Raw genomic sequence first — 21,521 nt, 5'->3', positions numbered from 1 at the left:
GGCGACACCTGATGCCCGGCACGACGGTTGATCCCCAGGTGGGCACACAGCTGAACTGGGACCAGTACGCCACGGCGTGGGCGCGGCTGCACGGCGGGTTCGACCCACGGGTCGCCGCGCCGGTGGTACGCGCCTGGCTGCGGTTCGCCTACCACGTCGGGTACGTGCTGGGCCGGCTTCGGGTCGGCCCCACCCCGGTCACCGTCGTCGGGGTGCTGCTCTGCTTCTGCGTACCGTTGCTGGCGACCCGGCCGGGCGACGGCCCGTTCCTCGGCGCGTTGTTCGTGCTGCTCGCCGCCGTGGCCGACAGTGTGGACGGCGCCGTGGCCGTCGCCACCGACCGCACCACCCGGCTCGGCTACGTCTACGACTCGCTGGCCGACCGGCTCGGCGAGGTGGCCTGGCTGCTGGCGTTCTGGCTGGTCGGCGCGCCCGGCGCGCTGGTCGTCGCGGCCGGTGCGCTGTCCTGGCTGCACGAGTACGTCCGGGCCCGCGCGGCCCTGGCCGGCATGCGTGAGATCGGCGCGGTGACCGTCGGCGAACGACCGACCCGGGTCTCGGTCGCGCTGGCGGGTCTGGTGGTCGCCGGGCTGGCCGGTCTGATCGAGCCGGACCTGGCCGCCGGCACTATCACCATGGCGACCGCGGTCTGGGTGCTGCTCGCCGGCTTCGGGCTGGGGCAGTTGCTGTCCACCGTCCGCCGCGCGCTCCTCGACGCCGGCTGATCTCCCGCAGCGTTAGCCGGCTGATCTCCCGCAGCGTTAGCAAGGGGCCCTTCCTCTACCGCAGGCGTTAGTAAGGTGCCCTTCCTTACGACCTACCAGGCGGGGCCGATCTCGTCGGCGACGATCTGCGCGGAGAGGGTCACCATGGGCAGCCCGCCGCCGGGGTGGCTGGAGCCGCCCACCAGCCACAGTCCGTGCGCGGGGCCCCGGTTGGCCGGGCGGAGCAGACCGCCGGCGGTCCCGTAGATCGTGCCGCCCGGCGCCCCGGTCGCGGTGTCCAGGTCGGCTGGGGTGCGGACCTCACGGAACAGCAGCCGGTCCCGCACGTCCACGCCGCGCTCGGCCAGCACGTCCAGGATCCGGTCGGCGTACGCGTCGGCGAGCCCCGGGCGTCGCCAGTCGACCGCCCCACCGGTGGTGCCCTGCCGGGCGGCGTTGACCAGCACGAACCACGCCTCGTGCCCGGCCGGGCGGACCATCGGGTCGTCGGCCACGGTGACGAACACCGTCGGGTCGACAGCCGGCCGGGCCCGTACGCCCCGACCCGGGTCGCCGAAGACCGCGTCGAACTCGGCGTCGTAGTCGCGCGGGAAGAACACGTTGTGGTGGGCCAGCCCGGTGTCGCCGGAGACGCCGAGCAGCAGCACGAAACCGGCGAGGCTGCGGTCGGCCAGGCCGGCCAGCCGGCGCGGGTGCGGCAACAGGTCACGGTAGACGGTGAGGGCGTCCACGTTGGCCACCACCACGTCGGCGGGGACCGGAGCGGCGACACCGGCGAGGCGTACCCCGTGTACCCGGCCGCCGGTCGCGTCGATCCGGGTGACCCGGGTGTCGGTCTGCACGACCACGCCGAGGTCCAGGCAGCGGGTCAGCAGCGCGTCGGCGAGCGTGCCCAGCCCGCCGCGCAGGTACCAACCGCCGAAGGCCAGCTCGGCGTAGGGGACCGCGACCAGCGCCGCCGGCGCCCGGCGTGGGTCGGCGCCGGTGTAGGTGGCGTACCGGTCCAGCAGCATTCGCAGCCGCGGGTCGGACAGGTGCCGGCGGCCCAGGCCGCGCAGGCTGCGGCCCGGCGCGATGGCGGCCAGGTCGCCGAGCCGCCAGGCCAGCGACGCGAGGTCGACTCCCCCCGCGACCTCGCGTCGCTGGGGGAGTCGACGGTGCGGCGCAGGATGTCCCGCTCGGAGGCGCGCCACACCCGTTCGGCTCGGCGCCACAGCCGCTGCCAGTCGGCCGCCGCCCGGTCACCGAAGGCGGCCCCGATCCGCGCGGCGAACTCCGCCGGGTCGGCGCACGAGTCAAGGGTCGGGCCGCCGCCGGGAAAGACGTGCCGGACGATCGGGTCTAGCGGGACCAGGTCCAGGTACTCGTCGAGCTTCGCCCCGGTCGCCTCGAACAGGTCGTGGAACACCTCGGGGAGGGTGAGCAGGCTCGGCCCGGTGTCGAAGTGGAACGTCCCGGCCGGGGTGTCGTGCGCGTACCGGCCGAGCTTGCCGCCGACCGCGTCGGCCGCCTCGAAGACGGTCACCTGATGTCCGGTGGCGGCCAGCCGGGCGGCGGTGGCGAGGCCACCCACCCCGGCGCCGACGACCACGATCCGCGCCATGCCGTGCCCTCCCTAGCTGACCGGACGGCCCCGCCAGGTGAGGCGGCGTCGCTTGCGCAGATGGTACGACCGCAGGGTCAACCAGCCGAGGACCACGACCGACACGGGGTGTGCGAGCGCGTCGGGCCACCACCGGCCCCCGGTCGCGCGGGCGGTGAGCGCCCGCCCGGTGACTCCGAGCAGGTAGCCGGCCAGGCCCACGGCGGCCACCCCTGGCGCGCCGGCCACCAGCCCTCCCAGCGCGACCAGCGGCGGGGCGGTGTAGAGCAGCAGCAGCGCCGCCACCACGGCCGCCGCCGCGCCCGGGTGCCCGAACGACGCCCACAGCGACTTCGAGTACCCGTCGCGCAGTTGCGGCCAGTCGTCGTACATCCGGCAGGTGGCCAGCCGCGACCCGTCGGCCAGGGCGATCCGACCGCCGGCCCGCTTGACCGCGCGGGCCAGCTCGACGTCCTCCAGGATCTTGTCGGCGACCGCGGCGTGCCCGCCGGCGGCGGTGTAGCCGGCCCGGTCCACCACCAGGAACTGGCCGCCCGCCGCGGCCAGCGACGGCCGCGGCGAGCGTTCCATCGCCCGCAGCGGCAGGAAGGTCAGCCAGAGCCACTGCAACAACGGCTGGACCAGCCGGTCGGCCGCCGTCGCCACCACGATCCGGGGGTACGGCGACAGCAACGTCGCGCCGGCGGCGCGTAACTCGGTGACGGCCGCCGCGACGGCGTGCGGGGCGAGCACCACGTCGGCGTCGACGAAGACCAGCGCGGTGGCCCCCGGGGCGGCCCGGGTGGCGAGCTGCCAGCAGGCGTGCGGTTTGCCCAGCCAGCCCGGTGGCGGGGCGACCCCGGTGAGCACTGTGACCCGGGGGTCGTCGCCGGCCACCGCGCGGACCACGTCGGCGGTGCCGTCGGTGGACCCGTCGTCCAGGACCACGATGCGCAGCCCGGGTACGCCCCGCTGGGCGAGCAGGGCGCGCAGGCAGGGCGTGACGCGGGTGGCCTCGTCGCGCAGCGGCAGCAGGACGGCCACCGACTCGCCGACCACGTCCGGTGCGTCGGTGGGCCGGCGCAGCCAGCGGGCCGCGTTGACCCAGGTGTGCGCGGTCAACGCGGCGACGGCGACCAGCAGGACGGACAGCAGGGCGGACAGGACGGTCATCGGGTCGCGTCGACGCCGGTACGGTCCGGCCGGTGATCCTCCTGGCGGGTCTCGCCGTCCCGGCGGGCACGCAGCAGCGTCACCGTCAGCGGCACGGCGGTGACCGCCATGCCGGCGGCGCCCCAGAGCGCCGAGGCGGGCAGGTCCAGAAAGACGGCGTGGGCCAGGATGCTGGAGAAGTACGTCCACAGGTAGAGCGCGACCATCGGGTGGTCCCGCCGGTCGGTGCGTTCGGCGGTCGGACCGGCCAGCGGGCGCAGCGCGCTCATCAGCAGCACCGCGAAGAGCAGCCAACCCAGGTAGTTGCTGACCGGGATGCCGGTCAGGCCGGGCAGCGCGGGGGTGGCGTCACGCCAGACCCAGTAGCCCTCGGCGACCATCTGCGGGTCGAGGAAGAGGTCCCACGCCGCCAGCCCCAGCGCGGCCAGCGCGATCCTGCCCACCCACCGCCCGGCCGTCGTGCCACCACCTGCCGTGCCGCCGCCGGTCAGGCGGACCGTGGCCAGCCAGGCCGGCCAGGCCATCCAGGTCCAGGCCAGCGGGATGATCAGCGGTACGCCGGCCAGCTTGGGACCCAGCTCGCCCGAGTAGTCGTAGCTGCCGAACGGCACACCGGTGGCCACCCCGATCGCCTCGATCGCGAACCCACCGCCGGTGGCCACCGCGACCAACGCCGCCGCCACCCGGGGGCCCCGACTGAGCAGCGCGTGACCGACCGAGAGCAGCCAGCCGAGCACGACGGTGGCCACGGTCAGCCCGGCCCGGGTCGCGCCGGTGGTCAGCGGGTAGCAGATCTGGGCGAACACCAGGACGCCGAGCAGCGTCCAGGAGATCCGCCGGGTCATGACGCCGGGGGATCGAGCGGCAGGTCCCGACCGAGTACGCCGAACGGCCGCTCGTCACCCGGAAAGTGGAAGTCGCGCAGCACGTCGACGAAGCCGAAGCGCCGGTACAGCCGCCAGGCCCGCGAGGTCTGCTCCTCCGCCTCCGGGGTGGACAGCAGCGTGGTGTCGCCCTCGGCCATCGTGAGCAGCGCCCGCAACTGGCCGGCGCCCAGGCCGTGCCCCTGCGCGGGCGGGCGGACGTGCAGCTCGACCACCTCGAAGCAGTGGGTGAGCCAGCGCTTGCGGGTCGGGCCGTCCAGCGCCCGGTGCACCTGGTCGTGCCACCACTGGCCGGCGCTGCCCAGATAGCCGTACCCGAAGCCGGCGAGGTGACCCTCGCTAGTCAGGCTGGCCACGGCCCGGAACCCCGGCCGGCGGACGTGGGTGGCGATGTAGCCGCGCCGGGCCTCCAACAGGTCGGTGCGGTACCCCATCGCCTCGCCGTAGACGGCCACCACATCGTCCAGTCGTCGGACGAGGTCGTCCGGCGTCCAGCGCACCAACCTCATGCCCGTCCACCCTTCCCTGTCGCCTGGTCGCCGTCGTCGGCGACCCACCCGAGGACCGTCCGGTCGCCGACCACGTCACGTACCTCGAACCGGGCGAACAGCTCCTCGGCGTACCAACCCGCGGTGGGGGTTCGCATGATCGCCGCCCGATGCTCCGGGTGACGGTACGCGAACGCCACCAGGTCCGTCGGGTCGCGCCACACGCTGACCGTGCCCTGCCAGCCCAACGGGGCCTCGCCCACGCCGAACCGGGCGAGCAACCCCGGCGCGTCGCGCAGGGCCGCCGCCACCGGCGGGATCGCCCGCCAGAAGGTGGCCGCCCGACGTGCCCGCAACCGGGCCCGCGTCAACGCCAACACCGGCCCGGCCACCCGACCGCCCGGTGGTTCGCCGAACGGCCGCTCGCCCGACCACTCGCCACGGCTGCTCAGCGGACGCAGGTCGACCCGGACCTGCGCCTGGGCGATGCGCGCCCAGGCCCGCCCGACCGGCGAGTCGTCGAAGCCGGCCGCCGCGGCGGGGGAGTCCCAGACGGTCAGCGTCGCCCACCTGGTGAGGTCGGCGTCACCCGGGCCGAAGCCGGTGCCCGTCCCGGTGCCCAGCAGCTTGCCGAACCGGACGCCCGGCAGGGCGCGCAGCCGACGCGGATCCACCGCCATCCTCATCAGCGCCCGGGGCAGCGCGCTCCGGGCGGTCCGCCACACGTGCAGGGTGACCAGCTCCGGTACGGCGCTGCTGGGCCGGCTGGTTCGCTCGCTCACGCCACCGCTTCGCGGCGGCGCGAGCGCATCGCTGCTGTGCCGGCTGGTTCGCTCGCTTCGCTCGCTCACGCCACCTCGGCCGGGATGCCGGCGGTGACGCGCAGCAGTTCGGCGTAGGTGGTCGGGAAGACCGCCTGCGGCACGCCGCCCGCCGCCCAGATCTGTGGGTACGTCGCCAGCGCCGTGTCCACCAGGGTGCGCAGCGCCCGAGGGTGCCCGAGTGGGGCGACCCCGCCGATCGGCTGGCCGGTGTGCTCGCGGACGAACTCCGGGGTGGCCCGGCGCAGCCGGGTGACGCCGATGGACGCGGCCAGACCGGCGGTGTCCACCCGGTGCGCGCCGGAGGTGAGCACGAGCAGCGGCGCGTCGTCCGCGTCGAAGATCAGCGAGTTGGCGATCTGGCCCACCTCGACGCCGAGCGTCTCGGCGGCGGCTACCGCGGTGTGCACCGCGTCGGGCAGGAGTCGGACCGTGCTGGGCTGACCGGCGTCGTCGAGCGCGCCGGCGCCGTCCAGCGCGTCCTGCACCGCCCGTACGTTCGGGTGTGGCTGCATCCCGTCATTCTTCCCGGTCTGTGTGCGCCGGTTCACGTCGGCACACGTCACGGCGAGTCCTGGCGCGTCACACGTTGCATTTTCGTCGGAGGGGAGGTGTACTGTCAGCAGCAGTTAGAACGAGTGTTCGATTGTCTCGAACGCTCGTTCCAACCAGCCGGAGCGCGGTGTTTCGCGGCGCCAGTTCCGGCCGGTGCGGCTCCGCGGGCCGCACCTGGGTTTCCGGGCAGTCGCGAGCCCGGTCCCATCAGGCAGGAGCGTCGCCCGCCGCCCACGACCCCCGGGCGGCGGGCGACGAACCCGCCGGTACGCCGGCCGGGTGTGGTGTGGGGAAGCATCCACACCCGGCCGGCCACCCCTGGTGCGTCTTCCTCCGCACCCACCCGACCTCGGCGTCTCGTCGGCGGCACCACCGCCCCGACCGACACCCCGGCCACGTGGAGGAGACAGTCCATGCCGACCAACCCGGCTCAGGCACCGACGGTGCCGGCGCACGTGCTGCCGCACCGCACCCCTGCCCAGCTCCTCACCCTGGCCCGCCGCGGGCTGGTCGAGGCCGGCCAGACCCGACCCGACGGCCTGCGCTACGCGGCCGCCCACCTGGCGGCGCTGCGCGCGGCGGCCGCCCTGCTCGCCGCCCGGGCCCGTCCCGCCCCGAGCCGGCGCAACCGGATCACCAGCGTCTGGGTCCTGCTCTGCGCCGTCGCCCCCGAGCTCGACGAGTGGGCCCGGTTCTTCGCGGCCGGGGCCAGCAAGCGAGCCGCCGCCGAAGCCGGCATCCCCCGGGTGGTCAGCGCCCGGGAGGCCGATGACCTGCTCCGCGCCGCCGAACAGTTCGTCACGGTGGTGGAGACCGCGCTCGGCGTGGCACACCAACCAGCCCTGGACGGCCTCGCGGCGTGAGACCGCCGTGACGCCGGCCGCCTGGAAGGGAAGCCGGGCGGCCGGCGTCACGGTGCGGCCTGATCTGTTCCACAGCAACGACGGGGGGTTGGTCCAATGGCGGGCCGCATGGTGGTGGGTTCCGCCGCGCTGGCCGATCTGGTACGCCCAGCGAGCGCGCCCGATCCGGTGGGCGGCCACCGCGTGCTACCGGTGACGCCTGAGCTGACCGGCCTGTTGCCCAACCGGGGTCTACGCCGGGGCAGCACGATCGCTGTCGCTGCCGGTCAGCCCCGCCGCAGTGGGGGTACCTCGCTGGTGCTCGCACTGCTGGCCGAGGCGTCCCGGGCCGGCTCGTGGTGTGCGGTGGTCGGGGTGCCGACGTTCGGCGCGGGTGCGGCGGCCGAGCTGGGCATCTCCCTGGACCGGCTCGCCCTGGTGCCGAATCCGGGTCCCGAGTGGGCCACCGTGGTCGCCGCGTTGATCGACGGGGTGGACGTCGTGGTCACCGCCGTACCGGCCGCGGTCTCCGCCTCGGTCGCCACCCGGCTGGCCGCCCGGGCCCGGCAGCGCGGCAGCGTGCTCGTCCCGTACGGCCGGTGGGACGGCGCGGACGTGACGCTGCAGGTGGTCCGCGGGGTCTGGGAAGGGCTCGGTCAGGGTCGGGGGCGGCTGCGCCGCCGGGAGGTCACCGTGTCGGCGCGCGGGCGGGGAGCAGCCGCCCGCCCCAAGGAGATCAAGGTCTGGCTCCCCGACGCCGAGCTCACCCGCGTCATTCCCCGGACGGTGCGATCGACCGTGGGCCGACCGTCCGGGCCGCTCGCCCTGGTCGGGTCGGGGTGACCGGCTCGCCGACCCGGACCCTGCTGCTGTGGTGCCCGGACTGGCCGGTGCTCGCCGCCGAGATCGTCGACGGGATACCAGCCACCGGCCCGGTCGCCGTCCTGCACGCCAACCGGGTGGTCGCGTGCTCCGAGCGGGCCCGCGCCGAAGGCGTACGCCGAGGGCTGCGCAAGCGGGAGGCGCAGGGTCGTTGCCCGCAGCTCACCGTCGTGGACTACGACCCTGGCCGGGACGCCCGGGCGTTCGAGCCGGTGGTCGCCGCGTTGGAGGAACTGGTGGCCGGTGTCGAGGTGGTCCGGCCGGGCGCCTGTGCGGTTGCCGCCCGGGGCCCGAGTCGCTACCTCGGCGGTGAGGAGGCGGCCGCCGAACGGCTCATCGAGCACGTCGCCCAGTCGTGTCTGGTGGAGAGCCAGGTGGGCATCGCCGACGGGGTGTTCGCCGCGGGGCTGGCCGCCCGCACCGGCCGGGTGGTGGCGCCGGGTGGGACGCCGGCGTTCCTGGCCGGGATGCCGGTCGAGGCGCTCGGTCGGTCCGCGCTGGCTGACCTGCTGCGCCGGCTGGGGTGCGGACCCTCGGTGACTTCGCCGCGCTACCGGCCGGCGACGTGCTGGCCCGCTTCGGGTTCGACGGCGCGCTGGCCCACCGGCTGGCCGCCGGCCGGGACCACCGCCCGCTCGCCGTCCGGCAGCCGCCGGCCGACCTGACGGTGACCGCCGGGTACGACGATCCGATCGACCGGGTCGACGCGGCGGCGTTCGCCGCCCGTGCCCTGGCCGAGCAGTTGCACGACCGGCTCGCCGGGCACGGGCTGGCCTGCACCCGACTCGGCATCGAGGCGGTTACCGAGCACGGGCAGGAGCTGCACCGGGTGTGGCGGCACGACGGTCTGCTCACCGCCGCCGCCATCGCCGACCGGGTGCGTTGGCAGCTCGACGGCTGGCTCTCCGGCAGCAGCGGTCGCGCCGGCGCCCGCCCGGCCCGCCCGACGTCCGGGATCATCCGACTGCGGCTGATCCCGGACGGGGTGGTCGCCCAGGCCGGCCTGCAGACCGGCCTCTGGGGGGAGACCGGCGAGGAGCGGGAGCGGGCGCACCGGGCATTGAGCCGCGTACAGGGCATCCTCGGCCCGGAGGCGGTGGTCACGGCGGTGCTCGGTGGCGGGCGTTCTCCGGCCGACCAGGTGCGCCTCGTGCCGTGGGGCGACGAGCGGCTCCCGACCCGACCCGGCCCACCGGCCGTCGCCGGCGTGGGCATGGGTACTGGTGCCGGTGCCGGTGCGGACACCGGCGCAGGCGCAGGCATGGGTGCGGGCGCAGGCATGGGTGCGGGTATTCCGCCGTGGCCGGGTCGGTTGCCGCCGCCCGCGCCCGCCGTGGTGCTGCCCAGCCCACTCGCCGCGACCGTGCACGACGCCGCCGGCGAGCCGGTGGTGATCAGCGCGCGGTTGGCGGTGAGCGCCCCACCGGCCCGACTGGTGGTCGGCGCCGGTCAGCCGGCGGAGATCGTGGGTTGGGCCGGGCCGTGGCCGGTGGACGAGCGCTGGTGGGCGCCGGCCGAGGCCCACCGCCGGGCCCGGTTCCAGGTCAGCCTCGCCGACGGTGCCGCTCTGCTGCTCGCCGTGGAGTCGGGGCAGTGGCTGGTGGAGGCGATCTATGACTGAGTCAGATCGGCCCCTGACCGGTGTCGCCTGGCGCGGCGTCGCCTGGCGCGGCGTCGGCGGGCTCGGTGTCGGCGAGTCCGGTGTTGGTCGGCCCGGCGCTGGTCGGCCCGGCGCTGGCCGGAGAGCAGATGTCCTCATGAGCGTGATGACTCACCGGCATCTTGATGCCTGTGAGTCATCACGCTCATCGCACCTCTCGCCGCGGGCGGGGAGCGCCAACGCCAACGCCAGCGACGCCTGGAACGTCTCGGCCAGCGTCGGACGGACCAGCGCCGCCAGCGCCGCCAGCGTGGCCGGGGTGGCCGGATGAGTTTTCACAACCCGAAGATGCCCTGGTCGGAGCTGGAGAGCGTGCTCTCCGGCCGGGCCGGCGGCGGACGGCGGCGCGCCGAGCGGCACCTGCACGTGGTGGATCCGCTCGCCGTGGACGCCGACGGCGGTGACTCGCCGGCCTGGAGTCGCCACCGCGAGCGGTACGAGCCGCCGGAGCTTGCCCGTCCCGACGGCGTGGTGCCCTACGCCGAGCTGCACGCGCACACCAACTTCAGTTTCCTCGACGGCGCGAGCCACCCCGAGGAGTTGGCCGAGGAGGCGGCCCGGTTGGGGCTCACCGCGTTGGCCGTCACCGACCACGACGGCTTCTACGGGGTGGTCCGGTTCGCCGAGGCGGCCCGTACGCTGGGCCTGCCGACCATCTTCGGCGCGGAGCTGTCCCTCGGGCTACCGGGCCCGCAGAACGGCGAACCCGACCCGCACGGCGCGCACCTGCTGGTGCTGGCGCACGGCCATGAGGGGTACGCCCGGCTGGCCACCACCATCGCCCGCGCCCAGCTACGCGGCGGGGAGAAGGGCCGCCCGGTCTACGGGGAGCTGGAGGAGGTCGCCGCCGAGCTGCGCGACCACGTGCTGGTGCTGACCGGCTGCCGCAAGGGGCACGTGCCGGGCGCGCTGCTCACCGAGGGGGTGAACGCGGCGGCCCGCGAGCTGGACCGGTTGACCGCGCTCTTCGGCGCGGAGACGGTGGCGGTGGAGTTGACCGACCACGGTCATCCGGTCGACGCCGACCGCAACGACGCGCTCGCCGAGCTGGCCGCCGCGGCCGGGCTACCGACGGTGGCCAGCAACAACGTGCACTACGCCAGTCCCGGCCGGAGGCGGTTGGCCACCACGGTCGCCGCGGTGCGGGCCCGGCGCAGCCTGGACGAGATCGACGGCTGGTTGCCCGCGGCGGCCACCGCCCACCTGCGCAGCGGCGCGGAGATGGCGGCGCGGTTCGCCGCGTACCCGGGCGCGGTGGCGCGGGCCGCCGAGTTCGGCGCCGAACTGGCCTTCGACCTCCAACTCGTCGCGCCGCAGCTGCCGGCGTACCCGGTGCCGCCGGGGCACACCGAGATGAGCTGGCTGCGCAAGCTGACCGCCGACGGCGCCCGGGAGCGCTACGGTCCGCCGCAGGCGCACCCCGCGGCGTACGCGCAGCTCGACCACGAGCTGAACATGATCGAGGAGTTGGGCTTCCCCGGCTACTTCCTGGTGGTCTACGACATCGTCTCGTTCTGCCGCGAGAAGGACATCTACTGCCAGGGCCGGGGCTCGGCGGCCAACTCGGCGGTCTGCTACGCGCTGCGGATCACCAACGTGGACGCCGTCCGGCACCGGCTGCTCTTCGAGCGGTTCCTCGCCCCGGAGCGGGACGGCCCGCCGGACATCGACGTGGACATCGAGTCCGACCGGCGGGAGGAGGTGATCCAGCACGTCTACACCCGCTACGGCCGGGAGCACGCCGCCCAGGTCGCCAACGTCATCTCCTACCGGCCCCGGTCCGCGGTGCGGGACGTGGCCAAGGCGTTCGGCTTCTCACCCGGTCAGCAGGACGCCTGGAGCAAGCAGATCGACAGGTGGGGTTCGGTCGCCACGGTCGACGTCGAGGGCATCCCGGAGCAGGTGGTGGAGTACGCCAACGAGTTGCAGACGTTCCCCCGGCACCTGGGTATCCACTCGGGCGGGATGGTGATCTGTGACCGTCCGGTGATCGAGGTCTGCCCGGTGGAGTGGGGGCGGATGCCCGGACGCAGCGTCCTGCAGTGGGACAAGGACGACTGCGCCGCCGTGGGCCTGGTGAAGTTCGACCTGCTCGGCCTGGGCATGCTCTCCGCCCTGCACTACGGCTACGACATGATCGGGTCCCGGCTGGATCTCGGCGACATGACGCTTGACGATCCCGAGGTCTACGACATGCTCTGCCGGGCGGACTCGGTCGGGGTGTTCCAGGTGGAGAGCCGCGCCCAGATGGCCACCCTGCCGCGGCTCAAGCCCCGCGAGTTCTACGACCTGGTGGTCGAGGTGGCGCTGATCCGTCCCGGCCCGATCCAGGGCGGTTCGGTGCACCCGTTCATCCGGCGTAAGAACGGTCAGGAGCCGGTGACCTTCGCCCACCCGTTGATGCGTAACGCGCTGGAGAAGACCCTGGGGGTGCCGCTGTTCCAGGAGCAGTTGATGCAGCTCGCCATCGACCTGGCCGGTTTCGACGCGGCCGAGGCCGACCAGTTGCGCCGGGCGATGGGCGCGAAACGGTCGGTCGAGCGGATGACCCGCATCGCCGACCGGCTCTACGCCGGGATGGCCGAGCGGGGCATCACCGGCGAGCTGGCCGACGACGTCTACCGCAAGCTCACCGCGTTCGCCAGCTACGGCTTCCCGGAGAGCCACGCGATGAGCTTCGCCTACCTGGTGTACGCCAGCTCGTGGCTCAAGCGCTACCACCCGGCCCCGTTCCTGGCGGCGCTGCTCAACGCCCAGCCGATGGGCTTCTACTCGCCGCAGACCCTGGTCGACGACGCCCGCCGGCACGGGGTGGAGGTCCGCCGCCCGGACATCAACGCCAGCGGTGCTCTGGCGGTGCTCGAGTCCACCCCGGACACCCGGTGGGGCAGCGAGCCGGGGGAGCCGCCGCACGCCTGGGGGCTGGGCGGTCCGGCCGTCCGACTGGGGCTGTCCAGCGTACGTACCCTCGGATCGGACGTGGCCGAGCGGATCGAGGCCGAGCGGACGGCCGGTGGGGCGTACCGTGACATGCCGGATCTGGCCCGGCGGGTCGGACTGACCGCCGCGCAGCTGGAGGCGCTGGCCACCGCGGACGCCTTCGCCTGTTTCGGGCTGACCCGGCGGGAGGCGCTGTGGGCCGCCGGCGCGGCGGCCCAGGACCGACCGGGCCGGCTGCCCGGCACGGTGACCGGCGCGACGGCGCCCACGCTGCCCGGCATGGAGGCCGTGGATCGGCTGGTAGCGGACGTGTGGGCCACCGGGTTGTCGCCGGAGAGCCATCCGGCCCGGTTCATCCGGGGGCAGCTCGACGTGCTGGGGGCGGTGCCGATCGCCCGGCTCGGCCGGGTGGAGCCGGGCCAGCGGATCCGGGTCGGTGGCATCGTCACCCATCGACAGCGCCCGGCGACCGCTGGTGGGGTGACCTTCCTCAACCTGGAGGACGAGACCGGGATGTTGAACGTGACCTGTTCGCCGGGTCTGTGGCAGCGTTATCGGCGGGTGGCCCGCACCAGCGCCGCGCTGGTGGTCCGGGGACGACTGCAACGCCACGAGGGAGTGACCAACCTGGTCGCCGACCGGTTGGACGCCATCGAGCCGCCGGTCAGTCCCGCCTCCCGCGACTTCCGCTGAACAGTGATCCACATTACGGTTTCTGTCGCCGCGGAGCGGGAGACTCGTCCTGAGCGGGCAGAGCGGCCCGTGATCCGTGAGGGGGACTGACAAGTGATGGGAAACCACGCGTACACCGGTGGCGGAATCGCCAACGTCCGGCGGACCCGGCTGGGTGCCGGCTGGATGCCGTCGCACCTCACCGACCCCCGCGAGTACGAGGTGACAAACGGTCCGGTCGCCAACGAGCGTCGATCCCGGGCTGAGGACGCGGTCGAGGGCACCCAGTCCTGACCACTAGGCTCGACCGGGTGGAGCAGACCCGAGGCCGGTTCGCCGCGCCGCCGCTGACCCCCCGTACCGCCGTGATCTGGTCGGTGCTGCGCGCCGAGCTGGACCGGCGCGGCGACGCCGAGCTGACCGTGCTGGACATCGGCGGGGGCACCGGCGGTTTCGCCGTCCCGCTGGCCCGGGCCGGGCACCGCGTCACCGTGGTCGACGCCAGCCCCGACGCGCTCGCCGCGCTCACCCGCCGGGCCGCCGAGGCCGGGGTCGCCGATCGGGTCGTCGCCGTGCAGGGCGACGGCGACGCCCTCGCCGGGCTGGTCGAGCCGGCCGGGGTCGACCTGGTGCTCTGCCACGCAGTCCTGGAGGTCGTCGACGACCCGACGCCGGTGGTCGCCGCGCTGGCCACCGCGCTGCGCCCCGGCGGCGCGGCAAGCGTGCTGGTAGCCGGCCGGGCGGCGGCCGTGCTGGGCCGCGCCATGAACGGGCATCTGGACGTCGCGGCGTCGGTGGCCGCCGACCCGGCCGGCAGCGCCGGGCCGCGCGACACCCTGCGCCGCCGCTACGACGCCCCCGAGGCCGTCGCGCTGCTCACCGCCGCCGGGCTGGAGGTCGAGGACATCCACGGGGTACGCGTGCTCGCCGACCTGCTGCCGGCCGCCGTCTCCGACGGGCAGCCCGCGGCCCTGGTCGAGCTGGAACTGGCCCTGGCCGCTCAGCCCCCCTACCGGGATCTGGCCGCCCAACTGCACCTGTTCGCCCGCCGACCGGCATGACCCGTCCGGTCCGGCCCGTCGACGGGGGTACGTCGGCCGGTTCGTCCGGCCCCGAGCTGACCGCCGACGGGCGTACGCCGGCTGCCAGCGGTCCGGTGACCGGCCTCGACCCGCCGCTGGCGGTCCTCGCGCCCGATCGAACCGGCGGACGGCTCGCCGACGTGCTGCCCAGCGCGCTCGCCGTACTGGGCGTGCCCGGCTCGCCCGACCCGCTCGGCCTGACGCCCGCGCTGGCCGGGGTACGCCGGATCGCCGTCCTGCTCGTCGACGGGCTCGGCTGGTACCAGGTGCCGACCGCCGCCCCGTACGCGCCGACGCTCGCCGGGCTGGCCGCGACGGTGGGTCGGCCCCTCGTCGCCGGCTTCCCGTCCACCACCCCGACGAGCCTCGTGACGCTGGGCACCGGCGTCGCGCCCGGCGCGCACGGGGTGCTCGGCTTCACGGTGCGGGTGCCCGGCACCGACCGGGTGCTCACCCACACCGACTGGGCCGCCGACCCGTCGCCGCTGCGCTGGCAGCCGGTGCCCACCCAGCTTCAACGGGCCCGGGCCGCCGGTGTGGCGACGACGGTGGTGAGCCGGCCGGAGTACGGCGGCAGCGGGTTGACCCTGGCCGCCAACCGGGGCGGCGACTTCCGGGGCGCCGCCGGCGCGGATCAGCTGGCCACCGCCATGCGTGCCGCGCTGTCCGCCGGCGACGGACCAACCCTGGTCTTCGGCTACCACCCCGACCTCGACCGGCAGGGGCACCTCAGCGGGGTCGACTCGGCGCCGTGGCGAAGCGCCGCCGCCGAGGTGGACCTGCTGCTCGCCCGGCTGGTCGACGGGCTACCGCCGGACGCGGCGCTGCTGGTCACGGCCGACCACGGGCAACTCGACATCCCCGTCGCGCACCGCTTCGACCTGGACACCGATCCACGGCTGCGCGACGGCCTGCGGGTGGTTGCCGGCGAGGCCCGGGTGCGCTACCTGCACACCGAGCCGGGAGCGGTGGACGACGTGGTGGCCGCCTGGTCGGCGGTGCTCGGCGACGCGGCCCGGGTGCGTACCCGCGCGGAGGTGGTCGCCACCGGCTGGTTCGGGCCGGTGCCCGAGGAGCACCTGGGCCGGATCGGTGACGTCGTGGTGACCTGCAACGACACGTACGCCGTCCTGGCCAGCCGCACCGAACCGCCGAAGGTGTCGAAGCTGGTCGCGTACCACGGGGCGGACACCGCCGCCGAGCTGACCGTGCCGCTGCTGGTCGTGCGGGGCTGACCGGGGCGCGGTCCGGCCAGCCGGCCGGTGCTGGTGTCGTACCTCGGGGATAACCTGCACCGATGGGCCGCAGTCAGTCGTTGCCCCGAGGCGGTGATCCGCGCTTCGGGCCGGACGCCGACGACTCCGCCAGCGGCATCCTGCACGTCGACATGGACGCGTTCTTCGCCTCGGTGGAGGTGCGTGCCCGGCCCGAGCTGCGCGGCCGCGCGGTCGTGGTGGGTGGCGTGGGCTCGCGTGGCGTGGTCAGCTCGGCCAGCTACGAGGCCCGCCGCTACGGCGTGCGCAGCGCCATGCCGACCTCCCGGGCCCGAGCCCTCTGCCCGCACGCCGTCTACCTGCCGCCGAACTTCGCCGCGTACTCGGCCGCCTCGCGGGCGGTCATGCAGATCTTCCGGGACGTCACCCCGCTGGTCGAGCCGCTCTCCCTCGACGAGGCGTTCCTCGACGTCAGGGGCGCCCGCAAGCTGTTCGGCCCGCCGGCCACCATCGCCCGGCTGATCCGCCAGCGGGTCGCCGACGAGCAGGGGCTGACGTGTTCGGTCGGGGTGGCGCCGAGCAAGTTCGTGGCCAAGCTCGGCTCCACCCGGGCCAAGCCCGACGGCCTGCTGGTCGTACCCGCCGGGCAGGTCCTCGACTTCCTGCACCCGCTCCCGGTGGACGCGCTGTGGGGGGTGGGGGAGCGGGCCGCCGAGACGCTGCGTCGGCTGGGTCTGGCCACCGTGGGGGACCTCGCCGAGGCCCCGGTGGGCATGCTGCGCCGGGCGGTGGGCGCGGCGTCCGCGGCGCACCTGCACGAGCTGGCGTGGGGGCGTGACCCGCGCCGGGTCAGTCCCGAACACGTCGACAAGTCGATCGGCGCCGAGGTGACCTTCGACGCCGACGTGGCGGACCCGACGGAGATCCGCCGTGCCCTGCTCGCGCTCAGCGCGAAGGTCGGCGTCCGGCTGCGAAGCGCCGGACACGTCGGGCGCACGGTCACCCTGAAGGTACGACTGGCCGACTTTCGCACCGTCAACCGCTCCCGCACCCTCGACGTACCCACCGACACGGCCCGGGAGATGTTCGACACGGTCTGGGCGCTCTACACCGCGCTGGACCCGGCTGAGCGGATCCGCCTCGTCGGTGTCCGGGTGGAGGGACTCACCTCGGCGCAGGGCGCGCCCCGACAGCTCACCCTCGGCGCGCCCGAGCGTGGTTGGCGGGAGGCGGAAGCCGCCGCGGACGCCGCCGCTGCCCGATTCGGGCGGTCCGTCATAGGTCCGGCCAGTCTGTTAGCCGACCGTGACGCTCATCGAAAGGAAAATCCACCCCACCCGTAGGTCGTCCCGCTTTCCGACGCGCGACCCCCCTCGTAGACTTGCGGGTAAGCAGCCGGTTGGCTGCCACGGTCTGTCGGCCCGAGTGGGCCGACCAACGTGACCGGGGAGGAGTGCCGTGCCGCTCTCGGAGCACGAGCAGCGGCTGTTCGAGCAGATCGAGCGGTCGCTTGCCGAGGACCCCAAATTCGCCTCGGCCGTGCGCGCCAGCGATCCGCGCTTCCACGCGCGGCGTCGCCTGCTCGTCGCAGCCGGCGTGATCATCGCTGGCTTGGCCCTACTGGTCTACGGCGCGGTGATCAAGACTCCACCGCTGGCGGTGGCGGGCTTCGTCGTCATGCTGGCGTCGGCCGCGTTCGCGGTGCAGTCGCACCGGCGGGCGCAGTCACCCGACCTGCACGTGGTGGGTGGCACGACGAGTCGTCGTCGTCCCCGCGGTGGCCGGTCCGGTCGCCGACGGTCGATCCTGGACCGGATGGAAGACCGATGGCGGCAGCGCCCGGAGGGGCACCGCTGAGCGCGTCCCGCCGCTGAGGCGGGCCGACCACCGCGACGAGCGGGCCATCGGGACACCCCCGATGGCCGCCGTCGCTCCGTCATGCCCCGAACATCGTGCTCGCGCGCCCCGCGCCGCCGTGCTCGCGCTCCGCGTCCCTCCGAGATCGCGCCGATCTTGCAGTTTCTGTCGTCCGTATGAGTGGGATACCCCTTATGTCGCGACAGAAAGTGCAAGATCGCTGGGGCTGGGGCTGGGGCTGGGGCTGGGGCTGGGGCTGGGGCTGGGGCTGGGGCTGGGGCTGGGGCTGGGGCTGGGGCTGGGGCGGCGCCCCGGCGTTAGGCCGGGGCGCCGCCGCAGCGCGCTGGCGGGCGTTGGTCAGCGGGCGGCTCGATCGGCCAGCAACCGGCGCGGGTTCCAGCGCAGCAGCCGGTAGCGCATCCGCGTGGTCAGCGCCACCAGGCGGCCGGAGGAGTCCGCCAGTGCGATCCGCCAGCGTTGCAGCACCGAGGGCGGCAACACGGCGGCGAGCAGCCGGGTCCGTCGGTCCGCCCGGGACGAGAGCGCCCCACGGACCGCGCGGAGCGCGGACGGCAACGGTTCACCGGTCAGCGGAGCCCGCGCGTACCGGGCCCGCTCCTCGGCGCGGCCGAGCAGCCGCGCCGCCCCGATGGCCTCGGCGTCGTCGGACAGAGCGTCCCGGACCAGCCGGTCCGCGGTCGCCCGGGGCGTCTCGGTCAGGTCCACCCGCACCTTGTAGTCGACGAGCGTGTCGAGTAATTCGGCCCAGGCGGCGTGGGCGTCGGCGCGAGCGCGACCCGGGTCCGCCTCGACCACCATCACCCGCGCGTCGTCGGTCGGCGGCCCGTCGCCCACGGCGGCGGCAGCCGCGACGTCCGCCCGGCCGGCCCGCCGCCGACGCAGCGCCCGCCGACGAAGTGCCGGCACCGCCAGCAGTGCCACCAGCGCGAGTACGGCCGCTACCCACCACGGCCACACCGGGGCCTGCTCGGTCGGCCGCGAATCCCCCAGGGAGAGCCCGGAGTCGGTGTCCCGGTCGGCGTTGTCCGGGCCGGTCGGCCCGGCCGACGAGTCCGCGCCGCTCGGGCTGTCCGTGGCGCCGGCCTCCGGAGTGGACGGCTCGGGGGCGTCGGTGTCCGGCGCCCAGGCCGATCGGGTGGAGCCGGGAACTCCGGACGCCGGGGTGGCGTCGAACGGCACCCAGCCGATCCCGTCGAAGAAGACCTCGGTCCAGGCGTGCAGGTTGAGGTTGGTCAGCGTGTACGTGTCGCCGTCGCGCCTGCTGCCGTTGGTGAACCCGAACGCGACCCGCGCCGGGATGCCGGCCGACCGGACCAGCCAGGCCATCGCGGCGGCGTACTGCTGGCAGTAACCGACCTTGTTGGTCAGGAAGTTCACGATGTCCTGGCCGCTGCTGCCGCTCGCGGTGCTCAACCGGTACGTGAACCCGTTGTTCGCGGAGAAGTGCTGGTAGATGGCCAGCACCCGGTCGTAGTCGGTCCGCTTGCCCTGGATCAGCCCCCGGACCAGCTCCTCCACCTCGGGCACCGGCCCGGGGGTGGCGGTCTGCTGCCGGCGGAGCGGGTGTTCGGCCGGCAGCGACTTCGCGGCCCGCAGGGTCGCCGGGGTGTACGTCGAGCGGATGTAGTCGAACGAGTACTTACGCCCCCGCGAACTCTCCCGGTTGGAGAACACGATCTGCTGGTTGGGGTCGTACAGCCAGTTGCTGTTCAGGTCCTGGGTGCGCACCGGCTCGGCGTACACCGGCATCAGGGACATGCTGAGGCTCTTGGTCACCTCGACGGTCGCCCGGTACTCGGCCTGCTGCACCCCCGGCCCGACCCGCTCGCCCGGATCGGGCAGATCGCGGTTGACCGGCCGGCCACTCGCGGCGCGGGCCTGGAAACCGTTCGGGCGCAGCTCGTCGGCGACCGCGTAGCGCAGGTAGAACGGGCTCTGCTCCGACGTGGTCACCTTGACCAGGTCCACCACCTCGGACTGGTTGAGCTGGCCGGCGAGCGACGCGAACAGGTCGATCCGGCCGGACGAGCCACCCACCCCCCGACCGTTGCCGGTGCCGTTACCCGTGCCCTCGGTGATCCGGTCGAGCAACCCACCGCTCAGGCCGGGCACCGCCAGCGGCAGCACCACGGCCAGCACCACGCCGACCACGGCGAGCCGACGTCCGGCGGACGCCAGTGGCGACGCCTCCCACACGTCCACGTCCCGGCCGTCGCCGGTGAACCGCCGCCCGAACCGACGCACCCGGTCGATGTTGTCGGTCACCAGCAGCCACAGGTAGCCGGCGGCACCCACCACGAACGGCAGTGGGGGGACGCTGTCCACGTAGACCGCGACCGGCACCGAGTAGATCGCGAGCATCGGCAGCCCGGCCAGCGCCGGCCGGCGCAGTCCCACGGCCAGAAAGTCCACCAGCACGGCCACCCCGCCGACGCCGAGCACGGTGATGAACAGCAGCGGATCGGTGTCCGGGACCTCGACGCCGTACGAGCGCATGTCCTGCGCCGAACCGGCGAGCAGATCGGCGAAGTGCCCGATCGTGCTCGGCGTGGGCAGGAGGGCCAGCAGCTCGCTGCCGCTCGGGAACAGCCAGGTCAGCGCGAGCAGCAGGGCGGCCAGCATGCCGAGCACCTGGCCCCAGAGCGGCGCGCGGACGAGCCGGGTCAGCGCGGCGACTCCGGCCACCACGGCGACCGCTATCGCGCACTGGATCAGCCACGTCCAGGTCTGGAAGATGGCCGACAGCGGCGCGGCGGCGAGCAGCGTCGCGGCGGCCGCGACCAGACCGGTGTTCCGGCTGGCGATCATGAGGGGGACCTTCCGTTCATCGCACGCGGCCAGCGACCGTCTCGGCCAGCGCGGCCCGCAGGGCGAAGCCCTGGGAGCCGCGGCCCGCCTGCGGCCACAGCGCCGGCAGTCGGCTGCCGTGGTCGGCGCCGACCACGCGCCAGCCGCTGCGCACCATGGTGAGCACGGCGGCGCCGTGCGCGTGCTCCGCCTCGGCGCGAGCCTTCTCGGGGAGGCTCAGCCAGGTGGAGCTGTCCAACAGGAAACCCACACACGTCGCGCCGTTGCCGCGCAGCCCGGCCAGCAGCTCGGCCTCGGCGACGCTCACCGCGCCGAACAGCCCGATGATCAGCCCGCCGTCGGCGCGCTGCCGCACCCGCTGCACCAGCCCGGTGACGTCGGCCCGCTGGTCCAACCGCACCTCGGCCAGATGGTCGAGCAGCACGCCGTCGCCACCGCCCTCCGAGGCGTCCACGTCGACCCCCGAGCCGGTGACCAGGCGCAGCTTGTAGCCGGCCTGGCGCAGGTGTACGGCGATGCTCGCGGCGGCCGAGACCGCCCACTCGAAGCTCGCTGTCGGCCCGTCACCCCGGTGGCCGTACGCCCGGGTGTCCAGCACGACGGTGGCACGGCTCTCCCAGGGCTGCTCCTCCCGGCGCACCATCAGCTCGCCGGTGCGCGCCGTGGACTTCCAGTGCACCCGACGCAGGTCGTCGCCCCGGCGGTACTCCCGGGTCGCCGCGTCGTCCTCGCCGTGGACCGCCACCGAACGCGCCCGGCTGTCGCCGCTGCCGGCGTACTCCCCGGGGAGCCGGACCGACGGCAGGGGGGTGACCTGCGGGATGACCGTGAGGTGGTCGGTGCTGGGGAAGGAGCGGGTGAGCTCGCAGAGACCGAACGGGTCGGTCATCCGGACCACCAGTGGACCCACGTCGTAGCGACCGCGCACGTCCGCGCGGACCGTGTACGCCACGGAGCTGGCCTGTTGCGCGCCGAGCCGTTCCAGCACGACGCGGGGCCGGCTGCCCAGCGCGTAGGGCAGCCGGTCCTCCAGCAGCAGGGTGCCGGTGGGCAGCCGGGAGAGGTTCTGCAGGCGCAGCACGATCCTCGAGTTGGCCCCGACCGGGACCCGGTGCGGGTCCAGCGAGCGGTTGCAGGCCAGCTTGTAGCGGCTGCGACCCACGTAGGCGGCGGCCAGCAGCGGCAGGATGGCCAACAGCAGGGCCACCCGGAGCAGGTCCTTCTCGCCCAGGATGACGGCCGAGACCGCCGCGGCGACCGCGGCGGCCAGGAACGAGCGCCCGCGGGTGGTCAGCCCGCGCAGCCCGGCACGCAC

At 74.7% G+C, this 21,521-nt stretch carries 18 protein-coding genes and 3 pseudogenes; 11 read left to right on the top strand and 10 right to left on the bottom strand.

The window, feature by feature from the left end; translation table 11 throughout:
* Positions 1 to 11 precede the first annotated feature (11 nt).
* The gene (locus ACQP03_RS25310) at positions 12 to 725 is read left to right on the top strand and encodes a CDP-alcohol phosphatidyltransferase family protein (protein ID WP_357126879.1); all 714 of its coding nucleotides are present in this window, start codon (positions 12 to 14) and stop codon (positions 723 to 725) included.
* A 92-nt stretch (positions 726 to 817) separates the two neighbouring features.
* Here the strand turns inward: ACQP03_RS25310 and ACQP03_RS25305 are convergent.
* From ACQP03_RS25305 to ACQP03_RS25280, 6 genes and pseudogenes are all read right to left on the bottom strand, one after another.
* A pseudogene (locus ACQP03_RS25305) lies at positions 818 to 2,328 on the bottom strand (phytoene desaturase family protein).
* 12 nt (positions 2,329 to 2,340) lie between these two features.
* A complete protein-coding gene (locus tag ACQP03_RS25300; RefSeq protein ID WP_357126885.1) occupies positions 2,341 to 3,480 on the bottom strand; it encodes a glycosyltransferase in 1,140 nt (379 codons plus the stop codon).
* Entirely contained in the window at positions 3,477 to 4,325 is an 849-nt protein-coding gene (locus ACQP03_RS25295; protein WP_357126888.1) for a carotenoid biosynthesis protein, read from the bottom strand. The genes ACQP03_RS25300 and ACQP03_RS25295 overlap by 4 nt, the downstream gene beginning before the upstream one ends.
* A complete protein-coding gene (locus ACQP03_RS25290; protein ID WP_355049443.1) occupies positions 4,322 to 4,873 on the bottom strand; it encodes a GNAT family N-acetyltransferase in 552 nt (183 codons plus the stop codon). The genes ACQP03_RS25295 and ACQP03_RS25290 overlap by 4 nt, the downstream gene beginning before the upstream one ends.
* Positions 4,870 to 5,538, bottom strand: a complete 669-nt coding sequence (locus ACQP03_RS25285) for a monooxygenase (protein ID WP_357398909.1) — start codon at positions 5,536 to 5,538, stop codon at positions 4,870 to 4,872. The genes ACQP03_RS25290 and ACQP03_RS25285 overlap by 4 nt, the downstream gene beginning before the upstream one ends.
* A gap of 161 nt (positions 5,539 to 5,699) precedes the next feature.
* The gene (locus ACQP03_RS25280; protein WP_357126892.1) at positions 5,700 to 6,188 is read right to left on the bottom strand and encodes a YbaK/EbsC family protein; all 489 of its coding nucleotides are present in this window, start codon (positions 6,186 to 6,188) and stop codon (positions 5,700 to 5,702) included.
* Between the two features lie 453 nt (positions 6,189 to 6,641).
* On the opposite strand from ACQP03_RS25280, the gene ACQP03_RS25275 reads away from it, so the two are divergent.
* From ACQP03_RS25275 to ACQP03_RS25260, 4 genes and pseudogenes are all read left to right on the top strand, one after another.
* Positions 6,642 to 7,091: an SAV_6107 family HEPN domain-containing protein gene (locus ACQP03_RS25275; protein ID WP_234589090.1), complete on the top strand. Its 450-nt coding sequence runs from the start codon at positions 6,642 to 6,644 to the stop codon at positions 7,089 to 7,091.
* 96 nt (positions 7,092 to 7,187) lie between these two features.
* Complete coding sequence (locus ACQP03_RS25270) at positions 7,188 to 7,913, top strand: hypothetical protein (protein ID WP_355049446.1); 726 nt, start codon at positions 7,188 to 7,190, stop codon at positions 7,911 to 7,913.
* Positions 7,910 to 9,150, top strand: a pseudogene (locus ACQP03_RS25265) (DNA polymerase Y family protein); the annotation flags it as partial. The gene ACQP03_RS25270 and the pseudogene ACQP03_RS25265, both read left to right, overlap by 4 nt.
* A 93-nt stretch (positions 9,151 to 9,243) precedes the next feature.
* Positions 9,244 to 9,573 (top strand): annotated as a pseudogene (locus ACQP03_RS25260) (DNA polymerase Y family protein); the annotation flags it as partial.
* Position 9,574: 1 nt separating this feature from the next.
* Here the strand turns inward: ACQP03_RS25260 and ACQP03_RS25255 are convergent.
* The gene (locus ACQP03_RS25255) at positions 9,575 to 9,727 is read right to left on the bottom strand and encodes a hypothetical protein (RefSeq protein WP_396832897.1); all 153 of its coding nucleotides are present in this window, start codon (positions 9,725 to 9,727) and stop codon (positions 9,575 to 9,577) included.
* Positions 9,724 to 9,891, bottom strand: a complete 168-nt coding sequence (locus ACQP03_RS25250) for a hypothetical protein (protein WP_433458744.1) — start codon at positions 9,889 to 9,891, stop codon at positions 9,724 to 9,726. Before ACQP03_RS25250 ends, ACQP03_RS25255 begins: the two co-directional genes overlap by 4 nt.
* Here ACQP03_RS25250 and ACQP03_RS25245 point away from each other — a divergent pair.
* From ACQP03_RS25245 to ACQP03_RS25220, 6 genes are all read left to right on the top strand, one after another.
* Entirely contained in the window at positions 9,880 to 13,245 is a 3,366-nt protein-coding gene (locus ACQP03_RS25245; RefSeq protein WP_433458742.1) for an error-prone DNA polymerase, read from the top strand. The genes ACQP03_RS25250 and ACQP03_RS25245 overlap by 12 nt on opposite strands.
* A 93-nt stretch (positions 13,246 to 13,338) precedes the next feature.
* Positions 13,339 to 13,518: a hypothetical protein gene (locus ACQP03_RS25240; protein WP_355049450.1), complete on the top strand. Its 180-nt coding sequence runs from the start codon at positions 13,339 to 13,341 to the stop codon at positions 13,516 to 13,518.
* Positions 13,515 to 14,285: a methyltransferase domain-containing protein gene (locus ACQP03_RS25235; RefSeq protein WP_357127324.1), complete on the top strand. Its 771-nt coding sequence runs from the start codon at positions 13,515 to 13,517 to the stop codon at positions 14,283 to 14,285. The genes ACQP03_RS25240 and ACQP03_RS25235 overlap by 4 nt, the downstream gene beginning before the upstream one ends.
* Positions 14,282 to 15,541 carry an alkaline phosphatase family protein gene (locus tag ACQP03_RS25230; protein ID WP_433458740.1) on the top strand — a complete coding sequence of 420 codons (1,260 nt, stop codon included), beginning with the start codon at positions 14,282 to 14,284 and terminating at the stop codon, positions 15,539 to 15,541. The genes ACQP03_RS25235 and ACQP03_RS25230 overlap by 4 nt, the downstream gene beginning before the upstream one ends.
* Before the next feature lie 62 nt (positions 15,542 to 15,603).
* A complete protein-coding gene (locus tag ACQP03_RS25225) occupies positions 15,604 to 16,863 on the top strand; it encodes a DNA polymerase IV (RefSeq protein WP_357399097.1) in 1,260 nt (419 codons plus the stop codon).
* Positions 16,864 to 16,978: 115 nt separating this feature from the next.
* The gene (locus tag ACQP03_RS25220; protein ID WP_007463044.1) at positions 16,979 to 17,377 is read left to right on the top strand and encodes a DUF3040 domain-containing protein; all 399 of its coding nucleotides are present in this window, start codon (positions 16,979 to 16,981) and stop codon (positions 17,375 to 17,377) included.
* Positions 17,378 to 17,734: 357 nt separating this feature from the next.
* Here the strand turns inward: ACQP03_RS25220 and ACQP03_RS25215 are convergent, their stop codons facing one another.
* Positions 17,735 to 20,206, bottom strand: a complete 2,472-nt coding sequence (locus tag ACQP03_RS25215) for a transglutaminase TgpA family protein (protein WP_433458737.1) — start codon at positions 20,204 to 20,206, stop codon at positions 17,735 to 17,737.
* 16 nt (positions 20,207 to 20,222) lie between these two features.
* Positions 20,223 to 21,521, bottom strand: coding sequence for a DUF58 domain-containing protein (locus ACQP03_RS25210; protein ID WP_357126920.1), 1,299 nt, complete (start codon positions 21,519 to 21,521; stop codon positions 20,223 to 20,225).

The sequence above is a fragment of the Micromonospora sp. CA-248212 genome, from assembly GCF_050948405.1.
Taxonomy (GTDB): Bacteria; Actinomycetota; Actinomycetes; order Mycobacteriales; family Micromonosporaceae; genus Micromonospora.
Note: the sequence above shows the minus strand (reverse complement) of the source record. Positions and strands in the feature narration are given on the sequence as shown.

Coding starts and splice junctions, on each gene's coding strand:
- ACQP03_RS25285 (WP_357398909.1), bottom strand. CDS start 5,538: ATGAGGATGGCGGTGGATCCGCGTCGGCTGCGCGCCCTGCCGGGCGTC.
- ACQP03_RS25215 (WP_433458737.1), bottom strand. CDS start 20,206: ATGATCGCCAGCCGGAACACCGGTCTGGTCGCGGCCGCCGCGACGCTG.
- ACQP03_RS25290 (WP_355049443.1), bottom strand. CDS start 4,873: ATGAGGTTGGTGCGCTGGACGCCGGACGACCTCGTCCGACGACTGGAC.
- ACQP03_RS25230 (WP_433458740.1), top strand. CDS start 14,282: ATGACCCGTCCGGTCCGGCCCGTCGACGGGGGTACGTCGGCCGGTTCG.
- ACQP03_RS25225 (WP_357399097.1), top strand. CDS start 15,604: ATGGGCCGCAGTCAGTCGTTGCCCCGAGGCGGTGATCCGCGCTTCGGG.
- ACQP03_RS25245 (WP_433458742.1), top strand. CDS start 9,880: ATGAGTTTTCACAACCCGAAGATGCCCTGGTCGGAGCTGGAGAGCGTG.
- ACQP03_RS25275 (WP_234589090.1), top strand. CDS start 6,642: ATGCCGACCAACCCGGCTCAGGCACCGACGGTGCCGGCGCACGTGCTG.
- ACQP03_RS25280 (WP_357126892.1), bottom strand. CDS start 6,188: ATGCAGCCACACCCGAACGTACGGGCGGTGCAGGACGCGCTGGACGGC.
- ACQP03_RS25310 (WP_357126879.1), top strand. CDS start 12: ATGCCCGGCACGACGGTTGATCCCCAGGTGGGCACACAGCTGAACTGG.
- ACQP03_RS25300 (WP_357126885.1), bottom strand. CDS start 3,480: ATGACCGTCCTGTCCGCCCTGCTGTCCGTCCTGCTGGTCGCCGTCGCC.
- ACQP03_RS25295 (WP_357126888.1), bottom strand. CDS start 4,325: ATGACCCGGCGGATCTCCTGGACGCTGCTCGGCGTCCTGGTGTTCGCC.
- ACQP03_RS25270 (WP_355049446.1), top strand. CDS start 7,188: ATGGCGGGCCGCATGGTGGTGGGTTCCGCCGCGCTGGCCGATCTGGTA.